We start from the raw sequence: 25,576 nt of genomic DNA on the forward strand, positions 1-25,576 counted from the left end.
AAGAATACCGACGAAATGAAATAAGGCGGTCTGAGGGACAAAATGGCTGAGTTTCTGGCAACACCACTGGGCACGGCGCTCCTGATCGCAGTGCAGGGTCTGGGGATCATCGCATTCGTGATGCTCTCCCTGCTGTTCCTGGTCTATGGCGACCGTAAAATCTGGGCGGCTGTCCAGATGCGGAAAGGTCCGAACGTCGTGGGCGCATTCGGCCTGCTGCAATCGGTGGCCGACGCGCTGAAATACGTGGTGAAGGAAATCGTCGTCCCCGCGGGCGCCGACAAGTTCGTCTTCTTCCTCGCGCCGATGCTGAGCCTCGTGCTCGCGATCGTTGCCTGGGCGGTGGTGCCCTTCAACGAGGGTTGGGTGCTGGCTGACATCAACGTCGCCATCCTCTTCGTCTTCGCGGTCTCCTCGCTTGAGGTTTACGGCGTGATCATGGGCGGTTGGGCGTCGAACTCGAAATACCCGTTCCTCGGTTCGCTGCGCTCCGCCGCGCAGATGATCTCGTATGAGGTCAGCCTCGGCCTGATCATCATCGGTGTGATCATCTCGACCGGCTCGATGAACCTCTCGGCCATCGTCGAGGCGCAGCGCGGCTCGGTCGGCCTGTTCAACTGGTACTGGCTGCCGCACCTGCCGATGGTGGCGCTGTTCTTCATCTCGGCGCTGGCCGAAACGAACCGTCCGCCCTTCGATCTTCCGGAAGCGGAATCGGAACTCGTCGCGGGTTTCATGGTCGAATATTCCTCGACCCCCTACCTGCTGTTCATGGCCGGCGAATACATCGCGATCTTCCTGATGTGCGCGCTGATGTCGATCCTGTTCTTCGGCGGCTGGCTGAGCCCGATCCCCGGCATCCCGGATGGCGTGCTGTGGATGGTCGGCAAGATGTGGGTCATGTTCTTCATGTTCGCCATGGTGAAGGCGATCGTGCCGCGCTACCGCTATGACCAGCTCATGCGGATTGGCTGGAAAGTGTTCCTGCCGCTGTCGCTGGCCTGGGTCGTGATCGTGGCGTTCCTTGCGAAATTCGAAGTGCTCGGCGGCTTTTGGGCCCGCTGGACGATGGGGGGCTGAGAATGGCTTTCGACTACGCACGCGCCGCCAAGTATTTCCTGCTGGTGGACTTCATCAAGGGCTTCGCCCTGGGGATGCGCTATTTCTTCGCGCCCAAGCCCACGCTGAACTACCCGCATGAAAAGGGTCCGCTGTCGCCCCGCTTCCGCGGTGAGCACGCCCTGCGCCGTTATCCCAACGGCGAAGAGCGCTGCATCGCCTGCAAACTGTGCGAGGCGATTTGCCCGGCTCAGGCGATCACCATCGACGCCGAACCGCGCGAGGACGGCTCGCGCCGGACCACGCGTTACGACATCGACATGACCAAGTGCATCTACTGCGGCTTCTGCCAGGAAGCCTGCCCGGTCGATGCCATCGTCGAGGGTCCGAACTTCGAATTCGCCACCGAGACCCGCGAAGAGCTGTTCTACACCAAGGAGAAACTCCTGGAGAACGGCGCGCGTTGGGAAGCGGAGATTGCCCGTAACCTCGAGCTGGATGCGCCCTACAGATGAACGAGGAATTTCAGAAGCTTTTCACCACGATGATGGAGCAGGGTGCCGAGATGGCGCGCCTGTTCAACCCGGGTTTGGAGAGCTTCAACCCGACCGCGTTTGAAAAACTCTTCCCCACCATGTCGAAGGACATGATGGAGATGTGGTTCGGAAAAACCTTCAATCGTGATGGGCTTGATGCGCGTACGCGGCTTCTGGTGACAGTTGCGGCGCTGACCGTTCTGGGCGCGCAGGCCGAGCCGCAGCTGCGCCTGACGATCCGTCACGCGCTTGAGGCTGGCGCGACGCAACGGGAGATCGCCGAGGTGATCTTCCAGATGAGCATGTTCGGCGGCGTGCCCGCCATGACCAAGGCGCTGGAGATTGCGCGCTCGGTCTTTGACGAAAAATCGGGGGAAAACACATGACGGTGTTTGCATTCGCCTTCTACCTCTTCGCCGTCGTGGCGGTGGTCGCGGGCTTCATGGTGGTCGTGTCGAAGAACCCGGTCCACTCGGTGCTCTGGCTGATCCTGACCTTCCTGTCGGCGGCGGGGCTGTTCGTCCTGCTGGGGGCCGAGTTCGTGGCCATGCTGCTGATCATCGTCTATGTCGGCGCGGTCGCGGTGCTCTTCCTCTTCGTTGTCATGATGCTCGATGTCGATTTCGCCGAGCTGAAGGGCGAGCTTGCGCGCACCATGCCGCTTGGCCTGCTGATCGGCGTGGTCATGCTGCTGCAACTGGGCGCGGGTTTCAGCGCCTGGCACGCCTCGGACAAGGCGGAGACGCTGCGTATGGTCCCGATTGAAGAGGGCGTCCAGAACTCGGTCGCGCTCGGTATGGTCATGTATGACAAGTATCTCTACCTCTTCCAGGCGGCGGGTCTGGTGCTGCTGGTCGCGATGATCGGCGCCATCCTGCTGACGCTGCGCCACCGCAAGGACGTCAAACGCCAGAACGTGATCGCCCAGATGCACCGCGACCCGGCCAAGGCGCTGGAGTTGGTGGACGTGAAACCGGGGCAGGGGCTGTGATGAACGCTAGAAAGAATGAAACGGGCGCAAACCCGGAGGGACAGCGATGATCGGACTTGAACATTACCTAGGGGTGGCGGCGGCTTTGTTCGTCACCGGCATCTTCGGCATCTTCGTGAACCGCAAGAACGTCATCGTCATCCTGATGTCGATCGAACTGATCCTGCTGTCGGTCAATATCAACATGGTGGCTTTCTCGGCGCATCTGAACGACCTGGCGGGCCAGGTGTTCACGATGTTCATCCTGACCGTGGCAGCCGCCGAAGCGGCGATCGGCCTTGCGATCCTTGTCGTGTTCTTCCGGAACCGCGGCACGATCGAAGTCGAAGACGTCAACGTGATGAAGGGGTAAGGGACAATGGAAACGATCATCCTCTTTGCTCCCCTTCTCGGGGCGATCATCGGCGGCTTCGGCTGGCGCGTGATCTCCGAAAAGGGCGCCATGGCGGTTACGACCGGCCTGCTGTTCCTGTCGTGTCTGCTCAGCTGGGTCGTGTTCCTCGGCCATGACGGGCAGACGCATCACATCCACATCCTCGACTGGATCCAGTCGGGCGCCGAGCTGAACACCTCCTGGGGGATCCGTGTCGACCGGATGACCGCGATCATGCTGATCGTGGTGACCACGGTCTCGGCGCTGGTGCACCTGTATTCGTGGGGCTACATGGCCCATGACGAGAACTGGACCCATCACGAGCATTACAAGGCGCGCTTCTTCGCCTATCTGTCGCTGTTCACCTTCGCGATGCTGATGCTGGTGACCTCGGACAACCTGGTGCAGATGTTCTTCGGTTGGGAAGGCGTGGGTCTGGCCTCGTATCTGCTGATCGGCTTCTACTACAAAAAGCCCTCGGCGAACGCAGCGGCCATGAAAGCCTTCATCGTCAACCGTGTCGGCGACTTCGGCTTTGCGCTCGGCATCTTCGGCCTGTTCTACCTGGTCGGCTCGATCTCGATGGACGATATCTTCGCCGCCGCGCCGACCCTGGCCGAGACCAACCTGCATTTCCTCTGGACCGAGTGGAATGCCGCCAACCTGCTGGCCTTCCTGCTCTTCGTGGGTGCCATGGGTAAGTCGGCGCAGCTTCTGCTGCACACCTGGCTGCCGGACGCGATGGAAGGCCCGACGCCCGTTTCGGCCCTTATCCACGCCGCAACCATGGTGACCGCGGGTGTGTTCCTGGTGTCGCGCATGTCGCCGCTCTTCGAATACGCGCCGCAGGCCAAGATGTTCATCGTCTTCATCGGCGCCACGACCGCCTTCTTCGCGGCGACCGTGGGCCTTGTGCAGAACGACATCAAGCGCGTCATCGCCTATTCGACCTGTTCGCAGCTTGGCTACATGTTCGTGGCCGCCGGTGCGGGTGTTTACTCGGCGGCGATGTTCCACCTGCTGACGCACGCCTTCTTCAAGGCCATGCTGTTCCTCGGCGCCGGCTCGGTCATCCATGCGATGCACCACGAGCAGGACATGCGGAACTATGGCAACCTGCGCAAGAAGATCCCGTTCACCTTCTGGATCATGATGATCGGCACCTTCGCCATCACCGGCGTCGGCATCCCGCTCACCTCGATCGGCTTCGCGGGCTTCCTGTCGAAAGACGCCATCATCGAGAGCGCCTATGCCTCGGGTTCGGGCTACGCCTTCTGGCTGCTCGTGTTCGCGGCCGCGATGACTTCGTTCTACTCGTGGCGCCTGATCTTCATGACCTTCTTCGGCAAGGCGCGCGGCGATCATCATGCGCATGACCACGCGCATGAAAGCCCGGTGGTGATGCTGGTTCCGCTCGGCGTTCTGGCAATCGGTGCGATCTTCTCGGGGATGGTGTGGTACAACAGCTTCTTCGGCGACCACAACAAGGTGCTGGCGTTCTTCGGCATGCCGCAGCACGAAGTGGCGGTCGAAGGTGATCATGCGGCCGAGGCCGCTGCCGTGAACCATGAAACCGCGATGTCGGATGTGGCCCCGGCTGGCGAGCACGCCGCCCCGGCGGATGAGCATGCGGCGCCTGCCGCGACCGAGCATGCCGCGGCCGATGGCCACGCTGTTGCCGGTGCTGCTCCGCAAGGCGCGATCTTCATGGCGCCCGACAACACCGTGATGGACGACGCGCACCACGCACCCGTCTGGGTCAAGGTGTCGCCCTTCATCGCGATGCTGATCGGTCTGTCGCTGTCCTACCTGTTCTACATCGTCAACCCGGCTCTGCCCGAGCGTCTCGCCAAGGCGCAGCCCGCGCTGTACCAGTTCCTGCTGAACAAGTGGTATTTCGACGAGCTGTATGAAGCGATCTTCATCCGCCCGGCCAAATGGCTTGGCAACTTCCTGTGGAAGAAGGGTGACGGCGCGACGATCGACGGGGCCATCAACGGAGTTGCGCTCGGTATCGTGCCGCGCCTGACCCGTCTCGCTGGCCGGGTGCAGTCCGGCTACCTGTTCCACTACGCTTTCGCCATGGTCGTCGGCATCGTGGTGCTCATGTTCTGGGTCGTCCTGACCGGGGGGTCGAACTAATGGAAAACCTGCTTTCCATCATCACTTTCATTCCCCTGGTGGCGGCGGCTATCCTGGCGCTGGTGCAGCGCGGGGGCGGCGAGGCTGCGGATCGCAACGCGAAATGGTTCGCACTGACCGCGACCTCGGTTACCTTCCTTGTCTCGCTCTTCCTGCTCTCGGGTTTCGATCCGTCGAATACGGGCTTCCAGTTCGTCGAGGACCGTGAGTGGATCATGGGCTTGCGCTACAAGCTCGGCATCGACGGGATCTCGATCCTCTTCGTGCTGCTGACCACGTTCCTCATGCCGCTGACCATTGCCTCGGCCTGGGGCGTCGAGAAGCGCGTGAAGGAATATATGATTGCCTTCCTCGTGCTCGAAGGGCTGATGATCGGCGTGTTCGTCGCGCTGGATCTGGTGCTGTTCTACCTGTTCTTCGAAGCTGGCCTGATCCCGATGTTCCTGATCATCGGTATCTGGGGTGGCAAAGAGCGCATCTACGCCTCGTTCAAGTTCTTCCTCTACACCTTCCTCGGCTCGGTGCTGATGCTGGTGGCGATGATCGCCATGTATATGGACGCGGGCACTACCGATATGGTTGCGCTGCTCAAGCATGAGTTCGCCTCAGAAACCCTGCACGTCGCGGGCTTCACGGTGATCGGCGGTATGCAGACGCTGCTGTTCCTGGCCTTCTTCGCCTCCTTCGCGGTGAAGATGCCGATGTGGCCGGTGCACACCTGGTTGCCCGACGCGCACGTTCAGGCGCCGACGGCAGGCTCGGTCGTGCTGGCCGCGATCCTGCTGAAGATGGGTGGCTACGGCTTCCTTCGCTTCTCGCTACCGATGTTCCCGGTGGGCTCGGATGTGATGGGGCCGCTGGTGCTGTGGATGTCGGCGATCGCGATCGTCTACACCTCGCTCGTGGCGCTGGCACAGTCGGACATGAAGAAGCTGATCGCTTATTCATCGGTTGCGCACATGGGCTATGTGACCATGGGGATCTTCGCGGTGAACCAGCAGGGCATCGACGGCGCCATCTTCCAGATGCTGTCGCACGGCTTCATCTCGGGCGCGCTGTTTCTGTGCGTCGGCGTGATCTACGACCGGATGCACACCCGCGAGATCGACGCCTATGGTGGTCTCGTGAACCGGATGCCGGCCTATGCGCTGATCTTCATGTTCTTCACCATGGCCAACGTCGGGCTTCCCGGCACCTCGGGCTTCATCGGTGAATTCCTGACGCTCATGGGGATCTTCAAGGTCAACACCTGGGTGACGGCGGTTGCCGCCTCGGGCGTGATCCTGTCGGCCGGCTATGCGCTGTGGCTCTATCGTCGTGTGGTTCTGGGTGACCTGATCAAGGAAAGCCTCAAGACCATCACCGACATGACCGCGCGCGAGAAGTGGATCTTTGCGCCGCTCGTCGCGATGACGCTCCTTCTGGGGGTCTATCCGCGTCTGGTGACTGATATCATCGGGCCGTCCGTCGGCCAGCTCGTCCAAGACTACAACGCCAGCCTGCCTGCCGACCAAATGGCAGCGGCCGGGCACTGAGGGAGAAACAAATGACTTCTGCGGATTTCTCCACGATCCTGCCGGAATTCCTGCTCGCCGTTTTCGCAATGGTCGGGCTCATGGCAGGCGCCTATGGCGGCAAGGACAAGATCGCTTCCGGCCTTCTGTGGGTTACGGTGGCGGTGCTGGTGCTGGTCGGCGTCTGGATCGGCCTGCGGGGCAACGGCGCGACCGAAGCCTTCGGCGGCCTCTTCATTGACGACGCCTTCGCGCGCTTCGCCAAGGTCGCGATCCTGCTCTCGGCGGCAGCCGTGCTGGCAATGAGCGCGGATTACATGGCCCGTCGCGGCCTGCTGCGCTTCGAATATCCGATCTTGGTCGTTCTGGCCGTGATCGGCATGATGATGATGGTTTCGGCGGGCGATCTGATGTCGCTCTACATGGGCCTTGAGCTGCAATCGCTCGCGCTCTACGTCGTCGCCGCCATGCGTCGCGACTCGGCGCGTTCGTCGGAAGCGGGTCTGAAGTATTTCGTGCTCGGCTCGCTCTCCTCGGGTCTGCTGCTCTACGGCGCCTCGCTGACCTATGGCTTTGCGGGCACCACCTCGTTCGCGGGCATCATCACCGTGGTCGAGCATGGGCATCTGCCGATTGGCGTGCTGTTCGGCATGGTCTTCATGGTGACCGGCCTTGCCTTCAAGGTCTCGGCGGTTCCGTTCCACATGTGGACGCCCGACGTTTACGAAGGCTCGCCCACCCCGGTGACTGCTTTCTTCGCCACCGCACCGAAAATGGCCGCGATGGCGCTGATGGCTCGCCTGGTGATGGACGCCTTCGGTCACGTGACGAACGAGTGGGGCCAGGTGATCGGTTTGATCGCCGTCGCCTCGATGTTCCTTGGCTCGATCGCCGGTATTGGCCAGAAGAACATCAAACGCCTGATGGCCTATTCCTCGATCGCGCATATGGGCTTTGCGCTGCTCGGCCTCACCGCCGGGACCGAGGAAGGCGTGCAGTCGATGCTGCTCTACATGACCATCTATGTGGCCATGAACGTGGGCACCTTCGCCTTCATCCTGTCGATGGAGCGTGATGGCGCCCCGGTGACCGACATCGCCTCGCTCAACATGTTCGCCAAGGCCGAGCCGCTGAAGGCACTGGCGCTGCTGGTGCTGTTCTTCTCGCTGGCCGGTGTGCCGCCGATGCTCGGCTTCTTCGCCAAGTTCGGCGTGCTCGCGGCCGCCGTGTCGGCGGGCTACATCTGGCTTGCGGTCTTCGGTGTGATCGCGTCGGTGATCGGTGCCTTCTACTACCTGCGCATCGTTTACTACATGTACTTCGGCACCGAGACCGAGGCGCTTGAATCGCGGATGCCGGCCGTCCAGTGGGGGCTGCTGATGCTGGCCGCCTTCGTGATGGTGGCGGGTGCGTTCAACCTCTTCGGGATCGAGGGGGCTGCTCAGGCAGCAGCCGCGGCGCTTGTCCACTGACCTGACAGACTGGCCCGAGGGCGTGGCGCGCCACGTCCTCGCGCGGGTCGACTCGACCATGGCTGAGGCTGCCCGTCTGGCCCCGCGGATCGCGGGGCCTGCGTGGATTCAGGCCCGAGTGCAAACCGCCGCGCGCGGTCGCCGCGGCCGCGACTGGAAAATGCCCGAGGGCAATTTCGCCGCCACGCTGCTGTTTCATCCGAAATGCGAACTGACCCAGGCCGCGCTTTATTCTTTCGTCGCCGCTTTGGCGCTGGACGAAGCGCTGTCGCGTTTCATCGGCCCGGCGGGGCGGCTGTCGATCAAGTGGCCTAACGACGTGCTGCTCAACGGCGGCAAGGTCGCGGGGATCTTGCTCGAGTCGATCGGCGCCGGTGGGCCGCTGAGCCATCTGGCGATCGGCATTGGCGTTAATCTCGCCGAGGCGCCGCCCGCCGCGCAGCTTGAGGCCAGCGCGATGGCGCCGGTCAGCGTGGCCGGCGAGACCGGGCTGACAATCACCCCCGAGGAATTCCTGCCGCCGCTGGCCATGGCCTTCGATCGGCTCGCGCGGCAGTTCGAGACCTACGGTTTCGCGCCGATCCGCACAGCCTGGCTGGCCCGCGCGGCGCGCCTTGGCGAGACCGTCGTCGCGCGTACGACGACCCAGACAACCGAAGGCGTCTTCGAGACGATCGACGACACCGGGGCGATGATTTTGCGCACCGCGCATGGCCCGCGGGCAATTGCGGCTGCGGATGTGTTTTTCTGACAAAGGAGCCGCGAATGCTGCTGTGCATCGACTGCGGGAACACCAACACGGTCTTTTCGATCTGGGACGGCGCCGAGTTCGTCTCGACCTGGCGGATCGCGACCGACCATCGCCGCACGGCGGATGAATATTTCGTCTGGCTTTCGGGGCTGATGAACCTCAAGGGGATCAAGGCGCAGATATCCGAGGCGATCATTTCCACGACGGTGCCGCGCGTGGTCTTCAACCTGCGCGTTCTGTGCAATCGCTACTACGATTGCCGCCCGCTCGTGGTGGGCAAGCCCGATTGCCACTTGCCGGTCGCGCCGCGCGTGGATTTCGGCACGACGGTCGGCCCGGACCGCCTGGTGAACACCGTTGCGGGTTTCGACCGGCACGGAGGCGACATCGTCGTGGTGGATTTCGGCACGGCGACGACATTCGACGTGGTTGCCGCGGATGGCGCCTATATCGGCGGTGTGATCGCGCCGGGCGTGAACCTCAGCCTTGAGGCGCTGCACATGGCCGCCGCCGCGCTGCCGCACGTCGATGTGACCCATCCGACGCAGGTGATCGGCACGAATACGGTGGCCTGTATTCAATCGGGGGTCTATTGGGGCTATATCGGTCTTGTCGAAGGCATCGTGCGCCAGATCCGCTCTGAGCGCGATCGCCCGATGAAGGTGATCGCCACGGGCGGTCTTGCGGGGCTGTTCGATCAGGGCTTCGATCTGTTCGACGCGGTCGAAGACGACCTGACCATCCACGGGCTGCGGCTCATCAACGATTATAATAAGGGGCTGAGTGCGTGAGCGAGCGGCTGATCTATCTACCTTTGGGCGGCGCCGGCGAGATCGGTATGAATGCCTATGTCTATGGCTATGGCCCCGCCGGGAAGGAGCGGCTGATCGTTGTTGATCTGGGCGTGACCTTCCCGGACATGGACAGCTCGCCCGGTGTCGATCTGATCATGGCCGACGTCGCCTGGCTTGAGGAAAACAAGCACCGCATCGACGCGATCTTCATCACGCATGCCCATGAGGACCATATCGGCGCGCTGCCGCATCTGTGGCCGCGTTTGCGCAAGCCCGTTTATGCCCGCCGCTTCACCGCCCGGATCGGCGCGCTGAAGCTGGAAGAGGCCGGGATCGGCACCGAGGATCTGCACGTGGTCGAACCGCGCCCGCAGGTGATCGAGGCGGGTCCGTTCAAGGTCCAGTTCGTGCCGGTGTCGCATTCGATCCCGGAAAGCTCGGCGCTGGTGATCGACACGCCTGCGGGGCGTATCGTGCATACGGGCGATTTCAAGCTCGATGGCAGCCCGATCGTGGGCGAGCCTTTTGACCCGGTCATGTGGCACGAGATTGCCGGTGAGGGCGATGGCGTCAAGCTGCTGGTCTGCGACTCGACCAACGTCTTCTCGCCGCTGCCCGGGCGTTCGGAGGCCACCTTGGCCGGGCCGCTGACGCAGCTGATCGCCGAGCAGGAAGGAATGGTTGTCGCGACCACCTTTGCCTCGAACGTGGCGCGCCTGAAGACGCTGGCGGAGGCGGGCAGGGCGGCGGGCCGCTCGATCTGCCTTCTGGGTCGCGCCATGAAGCGCATGGTCTCCGTGGCCGAGGAAACCGCCGTACTGACCGGCTTCCCCGGTCATATTCCGGCCGAGGATGCTGCGGATGTGCCGCGCCACAACCTGATGCTGATCGTCACCGGCAGCCAGGGCGAGCGCCGCGCGGCCTCGGCGCAGCTGTCGCGGGGCAAATACCTCGGGATCGAGATGAAGGACGGCGATACCTTCCTGTTCTCCTCCAAGGTCATTCCGGGCAATGAGCGTGGGGTGATCCGCATCATGAACGCCTTCTCCGAGAAGGGTGTCGAGGTGATCGACGACCGCGGCGGGCTTTACCACGTCTCGGGTCACGCCAACCGCCCCGATCTTGAGGCCGTGCATGATCTGCTCAAGCCGCAGATGCTTATCCCGATGCATGGCGAACACCGCCACATGCGCGAGCATTCAAAGATCGCCACGTCCAAGGGGATTGCCTCGCTTGTGGCGACGAATGGCATGATGATCGACATCACCGGACAGGCGCCGAAAGTGGCCGAGTATATCGAGGCCGGCCGCACCTATCTGGATGGCTCGGTGCTGATCGGCGCACTCGATGGCGTTGTGCGCGACCGTATCCGCATGGCGCTGAACGGTCATGTGCTGATCACCGTCATCATCGACGAGGATGACGTGCCGCTTGGCGATGCCTGGGTCGAGCTGATGGGCCTGCCCGAGGTTGGCCGCTCCGGCACGCCGATCGCCGATCAGATCGAGGATGAACTGGCCGAGTTCCTTGAACGCGCGCCCGACAAGATCATCTCGAACGACGACAAGATGGACGAGGCGCTGCGCCGCATCGCGCGCCAGGTGACGATGGAAGAGATCGGCAAGAAGCCCGAGGTTACCGTTGTCGTCTCGCGCCTGATGGCGGACTGATCCGAGACACAGAGCAAAGAAAAACCCCGGCAGCCAGAGGCGCCGGGGTTTTTTCGTGTCTCGGTCGCGGGATCAGCTTTCGCTGCTGTCCTCGGCCGGGGCGTCGCTTTCGCTGTCGTTGTCGGTTGCGGTCGCTATGCTCGGGCGCGTCGTACGGAACGAACGCAGCAGGAAGTCCGGCACATGATCGCCCATGCCGACCACGGTCGGGCCACCGCCATCGCGGCCGCGTCCACCACGCTCGCGCCGGTCATCGCGGCGCTCTTCGCGACGTTCCTCACGGCGCTCGTCGCGACGCTCTTCGCGGCGTTCCTCGCGCTTGGGGGCTTCGGCCACGGCCTCGGCCACGACTTCAAGCGCCTTTTCCTCAACGACCGGAGCCTCGCGCCGCTCGCCACGGCCACGCCCGCCACGGGGGCTGCGCGACTTGGCGCGCCCGCCCTTGGCATCGTCATACTGGCGGGGCTCGCGATGCGCGGCCTCGGACAGCGAGAAGCCCTCGGGCGTCTCGGCGCGCGGGATTTCCATTTTCACCAGCGCCTCGATGGCGTTGAGGTATTTGTCATCAGACGGTGTCGCGATCGAGAATGCCGCGCCCTTGCGCCCGGCACGACCCGTGCGCCCGATGCGGTGGACGTAATCCTCGGCATGGCTCGGCAGGTCGTAGTTGAAGACATGGCTGACGGCCGGAATGTCGAGGCCGCGTGCCGCCACGTCGGACGCCACGAGCAGTTGCAGCCCGCCCTCGCGGAACGCGTCGAGCGTTTTCATGCGCTGGCTCTGCTCCAGGTCGCCATGGATCGGCGCGGCGTTGAAGCCATGCGTTTTCAGCGATTTGGCCACGATGTCCACATCCGACTTGCGGTTGCAGAAGATGATGGCGTTGGTGCAGCTTTCGCCCTCGGCCTGGATCAGGGCGCGCAGCAGTTCGCGCTTGGCCTTGGCGGTCTGGTCGCGGCGCGGCGGGGAGATCTGCACCAGCTTTTGCGTGATGGTTTCCGAGGCCGTCGCCTGGCGGGCAACCTCGATGCGCGCGGGGGCGTGCAGGAAGGTGTTGGTGATGCGCTCGATCTCGGGCGCCATGGTGGCCGAGAAGAACAGCGTCTGCCGGGTGAAGGGGGTCAGCTGGAAAATACGCTCGATATCCGGGATGAAACCCATGTCGAGCATCCGGTCGGCCTCGTCCACCACCATGATCTGCACGCCGGTCAGCAAAAGCTTGCCGCGCTCGAAATGGTCCAGAAGGCGGCCCGGCGTCGCGATCAGCACGTCAACGCCACGGTCGATCAGCTTGTCTTGTTCCGAGAAGCTGACGCCGCCGATCAGCAGCGCCTTGGTCAGCTTGGTATTCTTGGCATAGGTGTCGAAGTTCTCGGCCACCTGCGCGGCAAGTTCGCGCGTCGGGCACAGCACCAACGAACGCGGCATACGCGCCCGGGCACGGCCCTTGGAGAGCAGCGTGATCATCGGCAGCGTGAACGAGGCGGTCTTGCCGGTGCCGGTCTGGGCGATGCCCAGAACGTCCTTGCCGTCGAGCGCGTGCGGAATGGCGCCCGCCTGGATCGGGGTCGGGGTTTCGTAGCCCGCGTCTGCAATGGCGGAAAGGACCTTGGGGTCCAGCTTCAGGTCAGAAAATTTGGTCATCAGCGTCCTTGGATGCGGTATCGGACCGCAGGGTGATGGGACGCAAGGTTCGGGCGCCCCGGGGTTTTGCCCGCCGGATGCGGGTGGGCAGTAGCTACTCGAAATGCGACAAAACGTCAATCTGCGCGGATGCGGGATGAAAATGCCCTGTGGTCAGCGGGTTCAATGCCTTGCGCGGGGCTTTGAGGGCAGGGCACAAAGGGGGGAAGCACGGGGCAGGCAAGGCACAGGCGAATGGCGATGACGGAAATCGAACCGGTCATGGGATTGGCCTTGATCGGCGTGATCGGGGTCGGGGCCCAGTGGTGTGCTTGGCGGCTGCGGCTGCCCGCCATCGTGATCATGCTGGTCGCGGGGATCATCGCCGGGCCGGTGACCGGGTTGCTTGATCCAAGGGCTGTGCTCGGCGATTTGATGGGGCCGCTTGTCTCGCTTGCCGTCGCGGTGATCCTGTTCGAGGGCGGGCTGTCGCTTGACCTTCACCGATTGGGCGATGCGCGCGCGGGGGTGCGGCGGTTGGTTCTGATCGGTGCGCCGCTTGGGTGGCTGATGTCGGCGCTGGTGCTGGTCTTCGCCGCCGGGCTGAGCTGGGAAACGGCGGCTGTCTTTGGCGGTATCATGATCGTGACCGGTCCAACCGTGATCGCGCCACTGCTGCGGCAGGCGCGGTTAGCGCGCCGCCCCGCGCAGCTTCTGCAATGGGAGGCGATCGTCAACGACCCGATCGGCGCGCTGGCGGCGGTGCTCGCTTTCGAGGTGGTCCTGGTGCTGCGCGCGGGCCATGACGCGGCGGGCGCGGCGGGGCTTGTGGTTATCGGCATTATTGCCGCGACGGTACTGGGCTATCTGGGCGGGCGAATGATCGCCTACAGCTTCCGGCGCGGGCTAGTGCCCGAATACATGAAGGTGCCCGTCCTCTTCGTCAGCCTTCTGGCCGTTTTCGCGCTGGCCGACCATCTGCTGCATGAGGCGGGGCTGCTGGCCGTCACCGTGATGGGCCTTGTGATCGGGAATGCGGACCTGCCCTCTTACACCGAGCTGCGCCGCTTCAAGGAGCAGGCGACAGTCATGCTTGTCTCGGGGGTCTTCATCCTGTTGGCGGCCGGGCTTGATATGGAGCAGGTGCGCGCGCTCGATTGGCGCGCGGCGGCCTTCGTGGCAGCGACGGTGCTGGTCGCGCGGCCACTAACGGTGCTGATCTCGCTGCTGCGCTCCGACCTGCCGATGCGAGAGCGGCTGTTCATCGCGGTGACCGGCCCGCGTGGGGTGGTGCTGGTGGCCGTGGCGGGGCTGTTCGGCCAGCGTTTGGCCGAGGCAGGCGTGGCCGATGGCGCGCGGATCGGCCCGCTGGCCTTCGTGCTCGTGCTTTCGACGGTGGTGCTGCACGGCTTCACGCTTGCGCCGCTGGCGCGCGCCATGGGGCTGGCGGGGAAAGATGCGCCGGGGATTTTGATCGTCGGCGGCTCGCGCTTTACCACGGGGCTGGCCGAGGCGCTGCAAAAGGCCGAGGTGTCGGTGCTGATCACCGACCCGAACCACGCCCGGTTGATCCGGCCGCGAGCGGCTGGCATCCCCACCTTCTACGGTGACATCCTCAGTGAGGCGGCCGAGGACCGGGTCGAGTTGATGGCGTTTGGCTCGCTGCTGGCCGCCACCTCGAACGACGCTTACAACACGCTGGTGGCGACCGACCTCGCCCCCGAGATCGGGCGCGATGCTGTCTGGCAGGTGGCGCGCCATAAAGATGACCGCCCGCGCCACAGCCTGCCGACCCAGTTGGGTGGGCGGCCCTTTGGGGCGGGGCGGACGCTCGACGCCTTCGAGGCACTGGTCGAAGACGGCTGGCGTTTCCGACTGACCCGCCTGACCGAGGAATATCCGCTGTCGGCCTGGCGCGAAAAGCGCCCCGATGCGATCCCCGTCCTGCGCATCGGCCCGAAGGGAGAGCTGCGCTTCGTCCGCGATGCCGAGAAGCTGCGCGCCGAACCCGGTGACCGGCTGATCGCGCTGTTGCCGCCCGGTGCGCTTGATGAAGCCGCCGCCGCGCGGGCCGAGCCGGATCAGCCCCAACCCGCGGCGCCGCTGCCCTGAGGCCCCCTGCCTGACCATTGACGCGGCGCGCCCGCTCTGGCAGGGGAGAGGCAACCGAAGGAAAGCCGAAAATGAACCTTTTTGCCGATATTCGTATTGCGGTCATCGCCGCGCTGGATGCTCTGGTCGCCGAGGGGCAACTGCCCGCCGGGCTCGATTTTGCCAACGTCGCAGTCGAACCCCCGCGAGACGCATTGCACGGCGACATGGCGACCAATGCCGCGATGGTGCTGGCAAAGCCCGCAGGCGCCAAGCCGCGCGATATCGCCGCGGCGCTGGCGGCGAAACTGGCCGCAGACCCGCGTATCACCTCGGCCGAGGTTGCCGGGCCGGGCTTTCTGAACCTGCGTCTTGACCCGGCGGTCTGGGCCGAGGTGACCCGCGCTGCGCTGATCCAGGGCGCGGATTTCGGTCGCTCGGATCTGGGCAAGGGGATCAAGGTCAACGTCGAATATGTCTCGGCCAACCCCACCGGGCCGATGCATGTCGGCCATACGCGCGGCGCGGTTTTCGGCGATGCGCTGGCCTCGCTTCTGGATTTCGCGGGTTATGACGTCACGCGCGAGTACTACATCAACGACGGCGGTGCGCAGGTCGATGTGCTGGCGCGCTCGGCCTATGAGCGCTACCGCGAGGCCAACGGCCTTGAGCCCGAGATCCGCGAGGGGCTCTACCCCGGCGATTACCTGATCCCGGTGGGCGAGGCGCTGAAGGCGAAATATGGTGAGAGCCTGCTGAACAAGCCCGAAGGCGACTGGCTGGTCGAGGTGCGCGGTTTCGCGACCGAGGCGATGATGGGAATGATCCGCGAGGATCTTCAGCTGCTCAACGTCAAGATGGATGTGTATTCGTCCGAAAAGGCGCTTTATGGCACCGGCAAGATTGAGGCCGCGTTGCAGCGGCTTCAGGATCTGGGCCTGATCTATGAGGGCGTGCTGGAACCGCCGAAGGGCAAGCTGCCCGAGGACTGGGAAGAGCGCGAGCAAACGCTGTTCAAATCCACAGCCTATGGCGATGACGTGGACCGCCCGGTGAAGAAGTCGGACGGGGCGTGGACCTATTTCGCGCCCGATATCGCCTATCACTACGACAAGGTGCTGCGCGGCTTCGACATGCTGATCGACGTCTTTGGCGCGGACCATGGCGGTTACGTCAAGCGCATGAAGGCCGCCGTCGCGGCGCTGTCGGAAAACCGCGTGCCGCTGGATATCAAGCTGATCCAGCTGGTGAAGCTGTTCAAGAACGGCGAACCCTTCAAGATGTCGAAGCGGGCAGGGACCTTTGTCACCCTGCGCGACGTGGTCGAGCAGGCTGGCGCCGATGTGACGCGCTTCCACATGCTGACGCGCAAGAACGACGCGCCGCTGGACTTCGACTTCGACAAGGTGCTGGAGCAGTCCAAGGACAACCCGGTGTTCTACGTGCAATACGCCCATGCCCGTGTGGCCTCGGTTGCGCGCAAGGCGGCCGAGCTGGGTATTGACGTCTCGAACGCGGCGCTGTCCAAGGCGGATCTGTCGGGCAATACGCATGAGGCTGAACTGGCGCTGGCCAAGAAGGTCGCCGAATGGCCCCGGCATGTCGAGATCGCCGCTCGCGCGAATGAGCCGCACCGGATCGCTTTCTTCCTCTACGAGATTGCCTCGGATCTTCATGCGCTGTGGAACCGCGGCAATGACGAACCGGCGCTGCGCTTCGTGCAAGAGGGGGATACGGGCATCACTTCGGCGAAAATCGCCCTCGCTCGGGCCTGCGCAGTTGTCATTTCGGCCGGTCTTGGTATTCTTGGCGTAACTCCGGCGGAAGAGATGCGCTAAAGCGTGCCGCCGCCGGAAGAGGCAGTAAAGCCGGATAACCGGCGGCGAGGCAGGCATGGCGAGCATTCACTACCGCGACGGCGGAGCCTATGGCTATGGCAACTCGGGGGGCTATGACGCCCATCGGGGCAATTCGGCTGCGGCTCCTTCGGGCTCTGGCTGGGTTCAGTATGCGGGTGCCATCACCTCGGTTGCGTTGATCCTTGGGGTCGTGGTCTGGGGCTACCGGCTCGCGGTGCGCGATGTGACCGGCGTTCCGGTGATCCGCGCGATGCAGGGCCCGGCGCGGATTGCACCTGAAGATCCCGGTGGCGATCTGGCACGCCATGTTGGCCTGTCGGTCAACGCGGTCGCCGGAACGGGCGTTGCCGCGCCCGCGCCCGAGCGTGTGGCCCTTGCCCCTGAAGTGACTGGCCTGACCGACGAAGACACGCCGATGGCCGATGTCAAACTGCTGGCCGAGGCGCCGAAGGCACCTGCGATCCAAGAACTTACGCCGACCCCGGTCGCCTTCCCCGTACCGGACATGACGCCCGCTGCCAAACCCGTGGCCGAGGCTCCGGTCGAGGCGCCCGTTGATGCGGATGTCGCCGCGCTTGCGCCCGAAGCCACAGAGCCCGAAGCACCCGCCGAAGTGGTCTCGGTGCTGGCCGATGCGCCGGGCCTCAAGACCTCGCCGCGGCCTGTTCGTCGCCCCGAGGTCGAGATGTCGAACGATGCGCTGGCCGCCGCGTTGACTGCCGAGATCAGCGGCAAGGCCTCGGTCATGCCGACGGTCGAGCTTGAACCCGACAGCCTGCCCACAGGCACCCGCCTTGTTCAGCTTGGAGCTTTCGACAGCCCGCAGCAGGCGCGGCTCGAGTGGGATCGCGTGTCGAACCGTTTCGGCGCCCTGATGGAGGGCAAGAAGCGCGTCGTGCAGGAGGCGAGCTCGGGCGGACGCACCTTCTATCGGCTGCGCGTGCAGGGCTTCGACGATGTGGATGACGCGCGCCGCTTCTGCGCCGCGCTGGTCGCCGAAAGCACCAACTGCATTCCCGCGCTGGTGCGCTGATGCCCGCAGGCGCAACGATTTTCGGCTGCGCAGGATTGGCTCTTTCGCCGTCCGAGGCTTCGTTCTTTCGCGCATCGGACCCCTGGGGCTTCATCCTGTTTTCGCGGAATATCGAAACACCGGAACAGGTTGCGCGGCTTTGTTCATCTATGCGCGAGGCTGTGGACCGCGATGCACCGATCCTGATCGACCAAGAGGGCGGCCGTGTCCAACGCTTGCGCGCACCGCATTGGCGCGAGTGGCTGCCGCCGCTCGATCAGGCCCGCGCCGCGAGCGATGCACCGCGCAGTTTCTGGCTCCGCGCGCGCATTCAGGCAGATGAGCTGCGCGCGATTGGCATTGATGCCAACTGCGCGCCCACCTGCGATATCGCGGGGCCGCGCACCCATCCCTTCTTGCAGAACCGGTGCCTTGGCACCGATGCCGCAACGGTGATCGCGAATGCCCGTGCCACGGCCGAGGGCTTCCTCGCGGGGGGCGTGTTGCCGATCCTCAAGCATATGCCGGGGCATGGCCGCGCCGAGGCCGACAGCCATCTGGACCTGCCGGTGGTCGGGGCCGATCCCGCCGATCTGGCGCAGGCCGACTTCGCGCCGTTCCTGGCGCTGCGCGATCTGCCGCTCGGGATGACCGCACATATCCGCTTCACCGCCTTCGATCAGGTGCCCGCCACGCAAAGCCGCAAGATGATCGCGCTGATCCGCGAGCAGATCGGTTTTGACGGTCTTCTGATGACCGACGATATCGGGATGGAGGCGCTTTCGGGCAGCAAGGGCGCGCGCGCCGCGGCCTCGATCGCGGCGGGATGCGATGTAGTGCTCTATTGCAAGGGTGACATGGGGCCGATGGAAGAGGTCGCCGAGGCCGCAGGCCAGCTGACGCCGGAGGCTGCCGGCCGTGCAGATGCGGCACTTGCCCGCCGCCATGCGCCTGACCCCGTTGACATCGCCGCGCTCGAAGCCGAACTTGTGGCTTTGTTGGGCGATGGGGCGGATGTCTGAGGAAAGCCACCTTTTCGAAGCGATGAGCGTCAGCGAGCGGCTTCAGGCCGAGGCGCTGATCGTCGATGTGGATGGCTTCGAAGGGCCGCTCGATCTGCTTCTGTCGCTGTCGCGCACGCAGAAGGTGGACCTGCGCAAAATCTCGGTGCTCCAACTCGCCGAGCAGTATCTGACCTTTGTCGAGCGTGCCAAAGCACTGCGGATCGAACTGGCAGCCGATTATCTGGTGATGGCCGCCTGGCTCGCCTTTCTGAAATCCAAGCTTCTCTTGCCGCCCGAGCCGGGGGCGGATGGCCCCTCGGCCGAGGATCTGGCCGCCCACCTGGCCTTCCAGCTTGAACGCCTTGCCGCTATGCGCGACGCCGCCGCCAAGCTGATGGCACGCGACCGTCTGGGCCGCGATTTCTTTGCACGCGGAGTTTCGGAAGAGGTCGAGCGCGTGCGCAAGGTCCAGTACTCGGCCTCGCTTCTTGATCTGATGCAGGCCTATGCCCGGATCCGCACCCGCGACGAATTCCGCCCCTATGCCTTTGATCGTAAAGACGTCTTCACCTTGGAGCAGGCGCTCGAACGGATGCGCGGGCTTGTCGGCTTCGCGATGGAATGGACCGATCTGGTCAGCTACCTGCCCGAGGGCTGGGGTCTGGACCCCAAGCGTCGCCGCACCGCCACCGCCGCCACATTCGCCGCCTCGCTCGAACTGGCCAAGCAGGGCCAGATTGAGATCCGCCAGTCCGAGACCTTCGCGCCGATCTCGATCCGCGCCGCGCAACCCCGGAACCGCAATGACTGATACCGAGAAATCTCTTTTCGAAGCCCCGCCGCTGGCCGAGCAGGAACGCATGGTCGAGGCGATCCTGTTCGCCTCGGTAGAGCCGGTGACGCTGCGCGAGATGGAAGAACGGATGCCGCATGGCTCTGACCCCGCCGAGGCGCTGGTCTATCTGCGCAAACGCTACGAGGGGCGCGGGGTGCGCGTCGTCAAGGTGGGCGATGCTTGGGCGATCCGCACCGCGCCTGACCTCGCCTTCCTGATGCAAAAGGAAACGGTGGAGCAGCGCAAGCTCTCGCGTGCAGCGATCGAGACGCTCGCCATCGTCGCCTATCACCAGCCCGTCACCCGCGCCGAGATCGAGGAGATTCGCGGCGTCGCGGTCAGCCGGGGCACCATCGACCAGTTGCTCGAGATGGAATGGATCCGCTTCGGTCGGCGCCGCATGACGCCGGGCCGCCCGGTCACCTTCGTCGTCACGCAGCAGTTCCTCGATGAATTCGGCCTTGAAAGCGCCCGTGACTTGCCGGGCCTCAAGGAGTTGCGCGCGGCGGGCCTTCTCGACAACCGCCCGATGCCGGGCGGCGCAAGCGACGATGACGACGAGGATGTAACCGGCCAGAGCGAGCTTTTCGAGGATTGAGCGCCATGAACACCGATCGCCTCAGCGGCACGCTCTTTCGCATCCTGTTCCGGCCCGTGACGGATCTGGTCATCAACCTTCTGGTCGGGCGCGGCAAGGCCCCGTCAGAGATGACCAAGGCCGAGCGCGCTCAGGCCCGTACCGCCCGCAAGGCCGTCACGCAGGCGCGCCGAGCAGCCCGTATCACCCGCCGTCTGCGCTAAGACCCAGATCCGCCAGATAGATCCGCACGGCCTCCTGCACGTGGCGGAAGCGGTCGCCACCCAGATGCTTGCCGCCATACCAGCGCGTCACCACGATCAGATGGTCGCGCAACCCGGCGCGCTCCAGCATCCGCAGGATGATCACCCCGGCGCCGCTCTCGCCATCGTCATTCTTCACCGGCCCCGCAGCGCATAGCAGCCCCCAGGTGTTATGCGTGGCCTTGGCGTATTTCTTGGCCCGCTTCAACTCCCGGATCAGCGCCTTCGCCTCGTCCTCAGATGCGCAAGGCGCCCCGGAGACGGCATATTTCGACCCGCGGTCGCTGATGATGTCCTCGATGATGCGCATCGGGCCTCCTGAAAAAGATGCCGCAAGCCACTTTCGGCTTTGCACAAATATCCCGGGGGTGAGCGCGGAACGCGCGAGGGGGCTGGCCCCCTCAGCCCGCCCGGAAATGCTTAGCGAGCTTGAGGCCCTGACCCTGATAGTTCGAGGCGATGCCGGTGCCATAAAGCCGCTCGGGGCGTTCGGCCATGCGCTCATAGACCAGCCGCCCGACGACCTGTCCGTGCTCAAGCACGAAGGGCGCCTCGTGGCAGCGCACTTCCAACACCCCGCGCGACCCAGTGCCACCGGCAGTCCCATGGCCGAAGCCCGGGTCAAAGAAGCCCGCGTAATGCACCCTGAACTCGCCCACCATCGCCAGATAGGGCGCCATCTCGGCGGCAAAATCCGGCGGGATCGTCACCGCCTCGCGCGACACGAGGATATAGAACGCACCGGGGTCGAGGATGATCCGACCGTCGCGGGTGCGGATCTCCTCCCAGAATTCCGAGGCCGGGTAATGTGCGATCCGGTCGAGGTCGATCACCCCGGTATGCGGCTTCGCGCGGTAGCCCACCAGATCGCCTTCCGCGGGCAGCAGATCGACCGAGAAGCCGAGCCCGTGGTCGATCACCGCCTCGCCCGAGACCAGCGGCTCGGCCATGTGCAGGATCTTCAGCTCCGCATCGCTCAGCATCGCCTGACCCGCGCGGAAGCGAATCTGGTTGAGCCGCATTCCCGGCCGCACCAGCACCGAGAACGAGCGCGGGCAGATTTCGGCGTAGAGCGGGCCAGTGTAACCCTCGGGGATTCGGTCGAATTCCGTGCCGCCATCGGTAATGACGCGCGTCAGCAGATCTAGCCGCCCGGTCGAGCTTTTGGCATTCGCGACGGCGGTTAGGCCGGCGGGTAGGGCAAGCCCCTCCATCAGCGGCACCAGATAAACGCAGCCCTTTTCGAGCACCGCGCCGTTGGACAGGTCCATGCGGTGCATCTCGAATTCGGCAAGCTTGGTGTCGACGCGCTGGTTGCGCCCGGCCAGGAACGAGGCGCGGATGCGGTAGGCCACCTGACCAAGGCGCAGGTCGAGGCTTGCGGGCTGGATCTGCTCGGGCAGGACGGGGATCGTCGCGCTGATCTCGCCGCGCTCGATCATCGCACGGATGGCGCTGTCGGCCAGAACGCCTTGGGTCATGTCTCGTTCCCCCGGATATGCGAACGCCCACCCCGCGGAACGGGATGGGCGTTGTTCGAGATGGTCGGGCCGGAGAGATTCGAACTCTCGACCTTCCGCCCCCCAGACGGACGCGCTAACCAGGCTGCGCCACGGCCCGACGAGGCGCATATAGAGGCATCCGGGCGGCGGGCGCAAGCGGCAAAACGCATTTTTCCGCAACGCTCTGCACGCGAGATATCGGTGTGCAGCCGGGCAGGGGAAAGCGGCAGGGCAAGCATTATTCTGCCCGGCCAAGCGTCGCCGCAGCCAGGCGGCTGCGCAGGGCAACCAGCCTCGATTTGGCGGCCTTGAGCGTGTCTCTCTCCGCCTCGCTCAACTGCGTGCCAGACAGGGCGCGCAGGCGCTGCGACATCGGCGGAGTGGGGTCGGCCTCGGGCGGAGCGGGGGGATTCGGCGCCCCGCGTGCGGTCGCAAGCTCAACAATCTCGGCGCCCGGTGTCGCTTCTGGCTCAACATCTAGCGCCATGGGGGCCTCTGGCGCCGGTTCGTCAAAGAACGAGGGCTGACGCCAGCTTGCTTTCGACGGTGGCGCGGCAGGCACAGGGTCTTGCGGGTCGGGGGGGAACTGCGCGGCCGGGGATTCGGGTTCCGGCTCGGGGGCGGCGGGCCAGGGCGCGGCCTCCGGCGTCGCGTCGGTCGCCTCTTCTTCCGCCGCACTCAGATCGATCGTGGCAAGCGACATGACGTGGCGCACGCCCTCATCCTTCAGCAGCTTTTGCACGCCGCGAATGGCCATGCCATCCTCATGCAGCAGGCGCTTGATACCACCCAGCAAAAGGATGTCCTCGGGGCGGTAGTAACGCCGCCCGCCAGCACGCTTCACCGGCTTGATTTGTGCAAAGCGACTTTCCCAGAACCGCAGCACATGCGTCGGCGTATCGAGGATCGTCGAGACCTCGGAGATCGTGCGGAAGGCATCGGCTGATTTCGCCATCACGCCGCCTTTCTTGTTCGCCTGCTCTTAGCGCCCCGAAACGGGGCAGCGCCTCAGTTCGCGTTGCCGGCGGCCACGCGATCCTTCATCAGATGCGAGGGGCGGAAGGACAGCACGCGCCGCGGCGAGATCGGCACTTCTTCGCCGGTCTTGGGGTTGCGACCCATGCGAGACGACTTTTCGCGCACCGAGAACGTGCCGAAGGACGAGATCTTCACCGTCTCGCCGCGCACCAGCGCATCGGAGAGATGCTGCAGAACGCTTTCGACAAGCTGTGCGGATTCATTGCGCGACAGCCCGACCTCGCGGAACACCGCTTCGCTCAAATCCATGCGCGTCAAGGTCTTCTCAGGCATACCATCCCCCCGGATTGATTTTGACAACGATGGGGGCAATGAAATCCCGAGTCAATATCAATGACTTGGGCGGCGCTTTTCAAGCGTGTGGAAAGGCCGTTCTGCTTACCAGCGCAGCACGACGGCGCCCCAGGCAAGCCCGCCGCCGATCGCTTCGGTCACGACAATGTCGCCGGTCTTGATCTGGCCACGTTGCTTGCCGACCGAAAGCGCCAGGGGAATCGAGGCGGCCGAGGTGTTGCCATGGTCCTGAACGGTCACAACGACACGCTCCAACGGCACCTGCATCCGCTCGGCGGTAGCCGAGATGATGCGCAGATTCGCCTGGTGCGGCACGATCCAGTTCACGTCCTCGCCCGACATGCCGATCTTGCCAAGCGCGGTATGCGCGGTCTCGGCCAGCTTCTGGACAGCGTGTTTGAAGACGGCATTGCCCTGCATGCGCAGCTGGCCTGCCTTGCCGTTCGACGACACGCCCCCATCGACATAAAGCAGTTCGCGGTAGCGGCCATCCGAATGCAGATCGGTCGACAGGACGCCGCGATCCTTGTTGGTGCCAGAGCCGTTCGCCGCTTCGAGAATCAGTGCGCCTGCGCCGTCGCCGAACAGCACGCAGGTGCCGCGGTCTTCCCAGTCCATGATGCGCGAGAAGGTCTCGGCGCCGATCACCAGAACGCGCTCGGCCTGGCCCGAAACGATGAGGCCGTTGGCATTCGTCAGCGCGAAGACGAAGCCCGCGCAGACCGCCTGGATGTCATAGGCAAAACCGTTGGTCGAGCCGAGGCCCGCCTGGACCATCGTCGCGACCGAGGGAAAGGTGAGGTCGGGCGTCGAGGTCGCCACAACGATCGCGTCGATCTGGTCGGCGGTCATGCCCGCGTCGATCAGCGCGGCCTGCGCGGCCTTGATGGCGAGCTGCGAGGTCGTCTCACCTTCGGCGGCGAAGTGTCGTTGCTCGATTCCCGTGCGGGCGCGGATCCAGTCGTCGGTCGTGTCCAGCGTGGCCTCGAACTCGGCATTCTTGACGATGCGCTCGGGCAGATAATGCCCAACGCCCCGGACCACGGCTCTGATTTTCATGATACTTTCTCGCTGGTTTCGTCGCCTTGGGGCGCATCCTGCCCCGAGACTGACGCCGAGGCAACCCGTGCTGCGAGTTTCGCGCTGAAGCCCGAGCGGGCGAGGCGTGCCGCCAGGTCTACCGCAGCGGCGACGCCGGTCGCGTCGGCCGAGCCATGCGACTTCACCACGGTTCCGTTCAACCCTAGGAAAACGCCACCATTTGCGCGGCGCGGGTCGATCCGCTCCTTCATTCGCTTGAGCGGACCCATGGCCAGCAGCGCCCCCAGCTTGGCCAGCGGCGAGGCGGTCAGCGCCTCGCGCATCAATTCACCAGCGAGCCTCGCCGTGCCTTCGCCGGTCTTGAGCGCGATATTGCCAGTGAACCCATCGGTCACGATCACGTCAACGCGGTTCGACGGCAGGTCATTGCCCTCGACGAAGCCGATGAATTCGAACTGACCGGCGTCCTGCGCCTTGGTCATCAGGTCATAGGCGACCTTGAGTTCGGCGTGGCCCTTGTGCTCTTCGGTGCCGACGTTGAGCAGGCCGACACGCGGGCGGGTCAGGCCAAGCGCGTTGCGCGCGTAGGACGTGCCCATCAGACCATAGGTCAGCAGGTCGGCTGCCTCTGCCTTCACGTCGGCGCCCATGTCGAGCATGACGTTCCAGCCCGTCGGGTTGCGCGAGGGCCAGAAGGAGGCGATCGCGGGGCGGTTCACGCCCGGCAGCTTGCGCAGGCGGATCATCGATATGGCCATGAGCGCGCCGGTGTTCCCGCAGGATACCGCCACTTCGGCTTCCTTGGCGCGCACCGACTCGATCGCGGACCACATGGAGGTGCCCTTGCCGTTGCGCATCACCGCCGCGGGCTTGTCGTGCATCGTCACCACGCCTTCGGCATGGTGGATCTCGCAGCGCTCGGTCAGGCCACGTGCGGCCAGCAGCGGGGCGAGGGTGCCTTCGGGGCCATGCAGGATGAACCGCAGGCTTGGCGATTTCTGCGCGGCAAGCGCCAGGCCATCGACGATGGCCTCGGGTCCGCGGTCGCCGCCCATCGCGTCGATGGAAATGACGATGGCGCCGGAATCACCCGGCGCCTTGGCCACGTCGTGGCCTTGATCAATATTTTCCATGT

The 25,576-nt window shown here is 64.6% G+C and carries 25 protein-coding genes and 1 tRNA gene; 18 read left to right on the plus strand and 8 right to left on the minus strand.

What is annotated here, in order from left to right:
* Positions 1 to 42: 42 nt before the first annotated feature.
* The 11 genes from nuoH to KTQ37_RS06405 are packed head-to-tail and all read left to right on the plus strand — an operon-like array spanning position 43 to position 11,302.
* Positions 43 to 1,080, plus strand: a complete 1,038-nt coding sequence (gene nuoH / locus KTQ37_RS06355) for an NADH-quinone oxidoreductase subunit NuoH (protein WP_218629661.1) — start codon at positions 43 to 45, stop codon at positions 1,078 to 1,080.
* 2 nt (positions 1,081 to 1,082) lie between these two features.
* Positions 1,083 to 1,574: an NADH-quinone oxidoreductase subunit NuoI gene (nuoI, locus tag KTQ37_RS06360; RefSeq protein ID WP_218629662.1), complete on the plus strand. Its 492-nt coding sequence runs from the start codon at positions 1,083 to 1,085 to the stop codon at positions 1,572 to 1,574.
* On the plus strand, positions 1,571 to 1,981 hold the full coding sequence (locus tag KTQ37_RS06365) for a carboxymuconolactone decarboxylase family protein (RefSeq protein ID WP_218629663.1): 411 nt from the start codon (positions 1,571 to 1,573) through the stop codon (positions 1,979 to 1,981). Before nuoI ends, KTQ37_RS06365 begins: the two co-directional genes overlap by 4 nt.
* Positions 1,978 to 2,586 (plus strand): NADH-quinone oxidoreductase subunit J, encoded by a 609-nt coding sequence (locus KTQ37_RS06370; protein WP_218629664.1) that lies wholly within the window; start codon positions 1,978 to 1,980, stop codon positions 2,584 to 2,586. The genes KTQ37_RS06365 and KTQ37_RS06370 overlap by 4 nt, the downstream gene beginning before the upstream one ends.
* Positions 2,587 to 2,632: 46 nt before the next feature.
* The gene (gene nuoK, locus KTQ37_RS06375) at positions 2,633 to 2,938 is read left to right on the plus strand and encodes an NADH-quinone oxidoreductase subunit NuoK (RefSeq protein WP_218629665.1); all 306 of its coding nucleotides are present in this window, start codon (positions 2,633 to 2,635) and stop codon (positions 2,936 to 2,938) included.
* A 6-nt stretch (positions 2,939 to 2,944) separates the two neighbouring features.
* Positions 2,945 to 5,101 (plus strand): NADH-quinone oxidoreductase subunit L, encoded by a 2,157-nt coding sequence (gene nuoL / locus KTQ37_RS06380; RefSeq protein ID WP_218629666.1) that lies wholly within the window; start codon positions 2,945 to 2,947, stop codon positions 5,099 to 5,101.
* A complete protein-coding gene (locus KTQ37_RS06385; RefSeq protein ID WP_218629667.1) occupies positions 5,101 to 6,636 on the plus strand; it encodes an NADH-quinone oxidoreductase subunit M in 1,536 nt (511 codons plus the stop codon). Before nuoL ends, KTQ37_RS06385 begins: the two co-directional genes overlap by 1 nt.
* An 11-nt stretch (positions 6,637 to 6,647) precedes the next feature.
* Positions 6,648 to 8,087 (plus strand): NADH-quinone oxidoreductase subunit NuoN, encoded by a 1,440-nt coding sequence (gene nuoN, locus KTQ37_RS06390; protein ID WP_218629668.1) that lies wholly within the window; start codon positions 6,648 to 6,650, stop codon positions 8,085 to 8,087.
* Between the two features lies 1 nt (position 8,088).
* On the plus strand, positions 8,089 to 8,838 hold the full coding sequence (locus tag KTQ37_RS06395; protein ID WP_218629833.1) for a biotin--[acetyl-CoA-carboxylase] ligase: 750 nt from the start codon (positions 8,089 to 8,091) through the stop codon (positions 8,836 to 8,838).
* A gap of 14 nt (positions 8,839 to 8,852) precedes the next feature.
* Complete coding sequence (locus KTQ37_RS06400) at positions 8,853 to 9,629, plus strand: type III pantothenate kinase (RefSeq protein WP_218629669.1); 777 nt, start codon at positions 8,853 to 8,855, stop codon at positions 9,627 to 9,629.
* A gap of 47 nt (positions 9,630 to 9,676) precedes the next feature.
* Positions 9,677 to 11,302: a ribonuclease J gene (locus tag KTQ37_RS06405; protein ID WP_218629834.1), complete on the plus strand. Its 1,626-nt coding sequence runs from the start codon at positions 9,677 to 9,679 to the stop codon at positions 11,300 to 11,302.
* A gap of 72 nt (positions 11,303 to 11,374) precedes the next feature.
* On the opposite strand, the gene KTQ37_RS06410 is transcribed toward KTQ37_RS06405, so the two are convergent.
* Positions 11,375 to 12,946, minus strand: a complete 1,572-nt coding sequence (locus KTQ37_RS06410; RefSeq protein WP_218629670.1) for a DEAD/DEAH box helicase — start codon at positions 12,944 to 12,946, stop codon at positions 11,375 to 11,377.
* A gap of 234 nt (positions 12,947 to 13,180) precedes the next feature.
* Between KTQ37_RS06410 and KTQ37_RS06415 the strand changes: the two genes are divergently transcribed.
* The 7 genes from KTQ37_RS06415 (at position 13,181) to KTQ37_RS06445 (ending at position 20,527) form a co-directional block, all read left to right on the plus strand.
* Entirely contained in the window at positions 13,181 to 15,037 is a 1,857-nt protein-coding gene (locus KTQ37_RS06415; protein ID WP_218629671.1) for a cation:proton antiporter, read from the plus strand.
* A gap of 71 nt (positions 15,038 to 15,108) precedes the next feature.
* Positions 15,109 to 16,854 (plus strand): arginine--tRNA ligase, encoded by a 1,746-nt coding sequence (gene argS, locus KTQ37_RS06420; protein ID WP_218629672.1) that lies wholly within the window; start codon positions 15,109 to 15,111, stop codon positions 16,852 to 16,854.
* Positions 16,855 to 16,909: 55 nt separating this feature from the next.
* The gene (locus tag KTQ37_RS06425; protein WP_218629673.1) at positions 16,910 to 17,908 is read left to right on the plus strand and encodes an SPOR domain-containing protein; all 999 of its coding nucleotides are present in this window, start codon (positions 16,910 to 16,912) and stop codon (positions 17,906 to 17,908) included.
* Positions 17,905 to 18,909, plus strand: coding sequence for a glycoside hydrolase family 3 N-terminal domain-containing protein (locus KTQ37_RS06430; protein WP_218629835.1), 1,005 nt, complete (start codon positions 17,905 to 17,907; stop codon positions 18,907 to 18,909). The genes KTQ37_RS06425 and KTQ37_RS06430 overlap by 4 nt, the downstream gene beginning before the upstream one ends.
* The gene (locus KTQ37_RS06435; RefSeq protein WP_218629674.1) at positions 18,902 to 19,702 is read left to right on the plus strand and encodes a segregation and condensation protein A; all 801 of its coding nucleotides are present in this window, start codon (positions 18,902 to 18,904) and stop codon (positions 19,700 to 19,702) included. The genes KTQ37_RS06430 and KTQ37_RS06435 overlap by 8 nt, the downstream gene beginning before the upstream one ends.
* Positions 19,695 to 20,324 carry an SMC-Scp complex subunit ScpB gene (gene scpB, locus KTQ37_RS06440; RefSeq protein WP_218629675.1) on the plus strand — a complete coding sequence of 210 codons (630 nt, stop codon included), beginning with the start codon at positions 19,695 to 19,697 and terminating at the stop codon, positions 20,322 to 20,324. The genes KTQ37_RS06435 and scpB overlap by 8 nt, the downstream gene beginning before the upstream one ends.
* 5 nt (positions 20,325 to 20,329) lie before the next feature.
* Positions 20,330 to 20,527 carry a hypothetical protein gene (locus KTQ37_RS06445; protein ID WP_218629676.1) on the plus strand — a complete coding sequence of 66 codons (198 nt, stop codon included), beginning with the start codon at positions 20,330 to 20,332 and terminating at the stop codon, positions 20,525 to 20,527.
* Here KTQ37_RS06445 and KTQ37_RS06450 read toward each other — a convergent pair.
* The 7 genes from KTQ37_RS06450 to plsX form a co-directional block, all read right to left on the minus strand.
* Positions 20,508 to 20,876: a YigZ family protein gene (locus KTQ37_RS06450; protein ID WP_218629677.1), complete on the minus strand. Its 369-nt coding sequence runs from the start codon at positions 20,874 to 20,876 to the stop codon at positions 20,508 to 20,510. The two genes, KTQ37_RS06445 and KTQ37_RS06450, sit on opposite strands and share 20 nt — an antisense overlap.
* A 91-nt stretch (positions 20,877 to 20,967) precedes the next feature.
* The gene (locus tag KTQ37_RS06455) at positions 20,968 to 22,047 is read right to left on the minus strand and encodes a 2'-deoxycytidine 5'-triphosphate deaminase (protein WP_218629678.1); all 1,080 of its coding nucleotides are present in this window, start codon (positions 22,045 to 22,047) and stop codon (positions 20,968 to 20,970) included.
* A gap of 61 nt (positions 22,048 to 22,108) precedes the next feature.
* Positions 22,109 to 22,186 (minus strand) — tRNA-Pro (locus tag KTQ37_RS06460).
* Between the two features lie 120 nt (positions 22,187 to 22,306).
* The gene (locus tag KTQ37_RS06465) at positions 22,307 to 23,023 is read right to left on the minus strand and encodes a MerR family transcriptional regulator (protein WP_218629679.1); all 717 of its coding nucleotides are present in this window, start codon (positions 23,021 to 23,023) and stop codon (positions 22,307 to 22,309) included.
* A 53-nt stretch (positions 23,024 to 23,076) separates the two neighbouring features.
* A complete protein-coding gene (ihfA, locus tag KTQ37_RS06470; RefSeq protein ID WP_218629680.1) occupies positions 23,077 to 23,379 on the minus strand; it encodes an integration host factor subunit alpha in 303 nt (100 codons plus the stop codon).
* A gap of 105 nt (positions 23,380 to 23,484) precedes the next feature.
* Positions 23,485 to 24,459 carry a beta-ketoacyl-ACP synthase III gene (locus KTQ37_RS06475; protein ID WP_218629681.1) on the minus strand — a complete coding sequence of 325 codons (975 nt, stop codon included), beginning with the start codon at positions 24,457 to 24,459 and terminating at the stop codon, positions 23,485 to 23,487.
* Positions 24,456 to 25,574, minus strand: a complete 1,119-nt coding sequence (gene plsX / locus KTQ37_RS06480) for a phosphate acyltransferase PlsX (RefSeq protein ID WP_218629836.1) — start codon at positions 25,572 to 25,574, stop codon at positions 24,456 to 24,458. The genes KTQ37_RS06475 and plsX overlap by 4 nt, the downstream gene beginning before the upstream one ends.
* Between the last annotated feature and the right edge of the window lie 2 nt (positions 25,575 to 25,576).

This window comes from Sedimentimonas flavescens, assembly GCF_019264375.1.
Classification (GTDB): domain Bacteria; phylum Pseudomonadota; class Alphaproteobacteria; order Rhodobacterales; family Rhodobacteraceae; genus Rhodobacter; species Rhodobacter flavescens.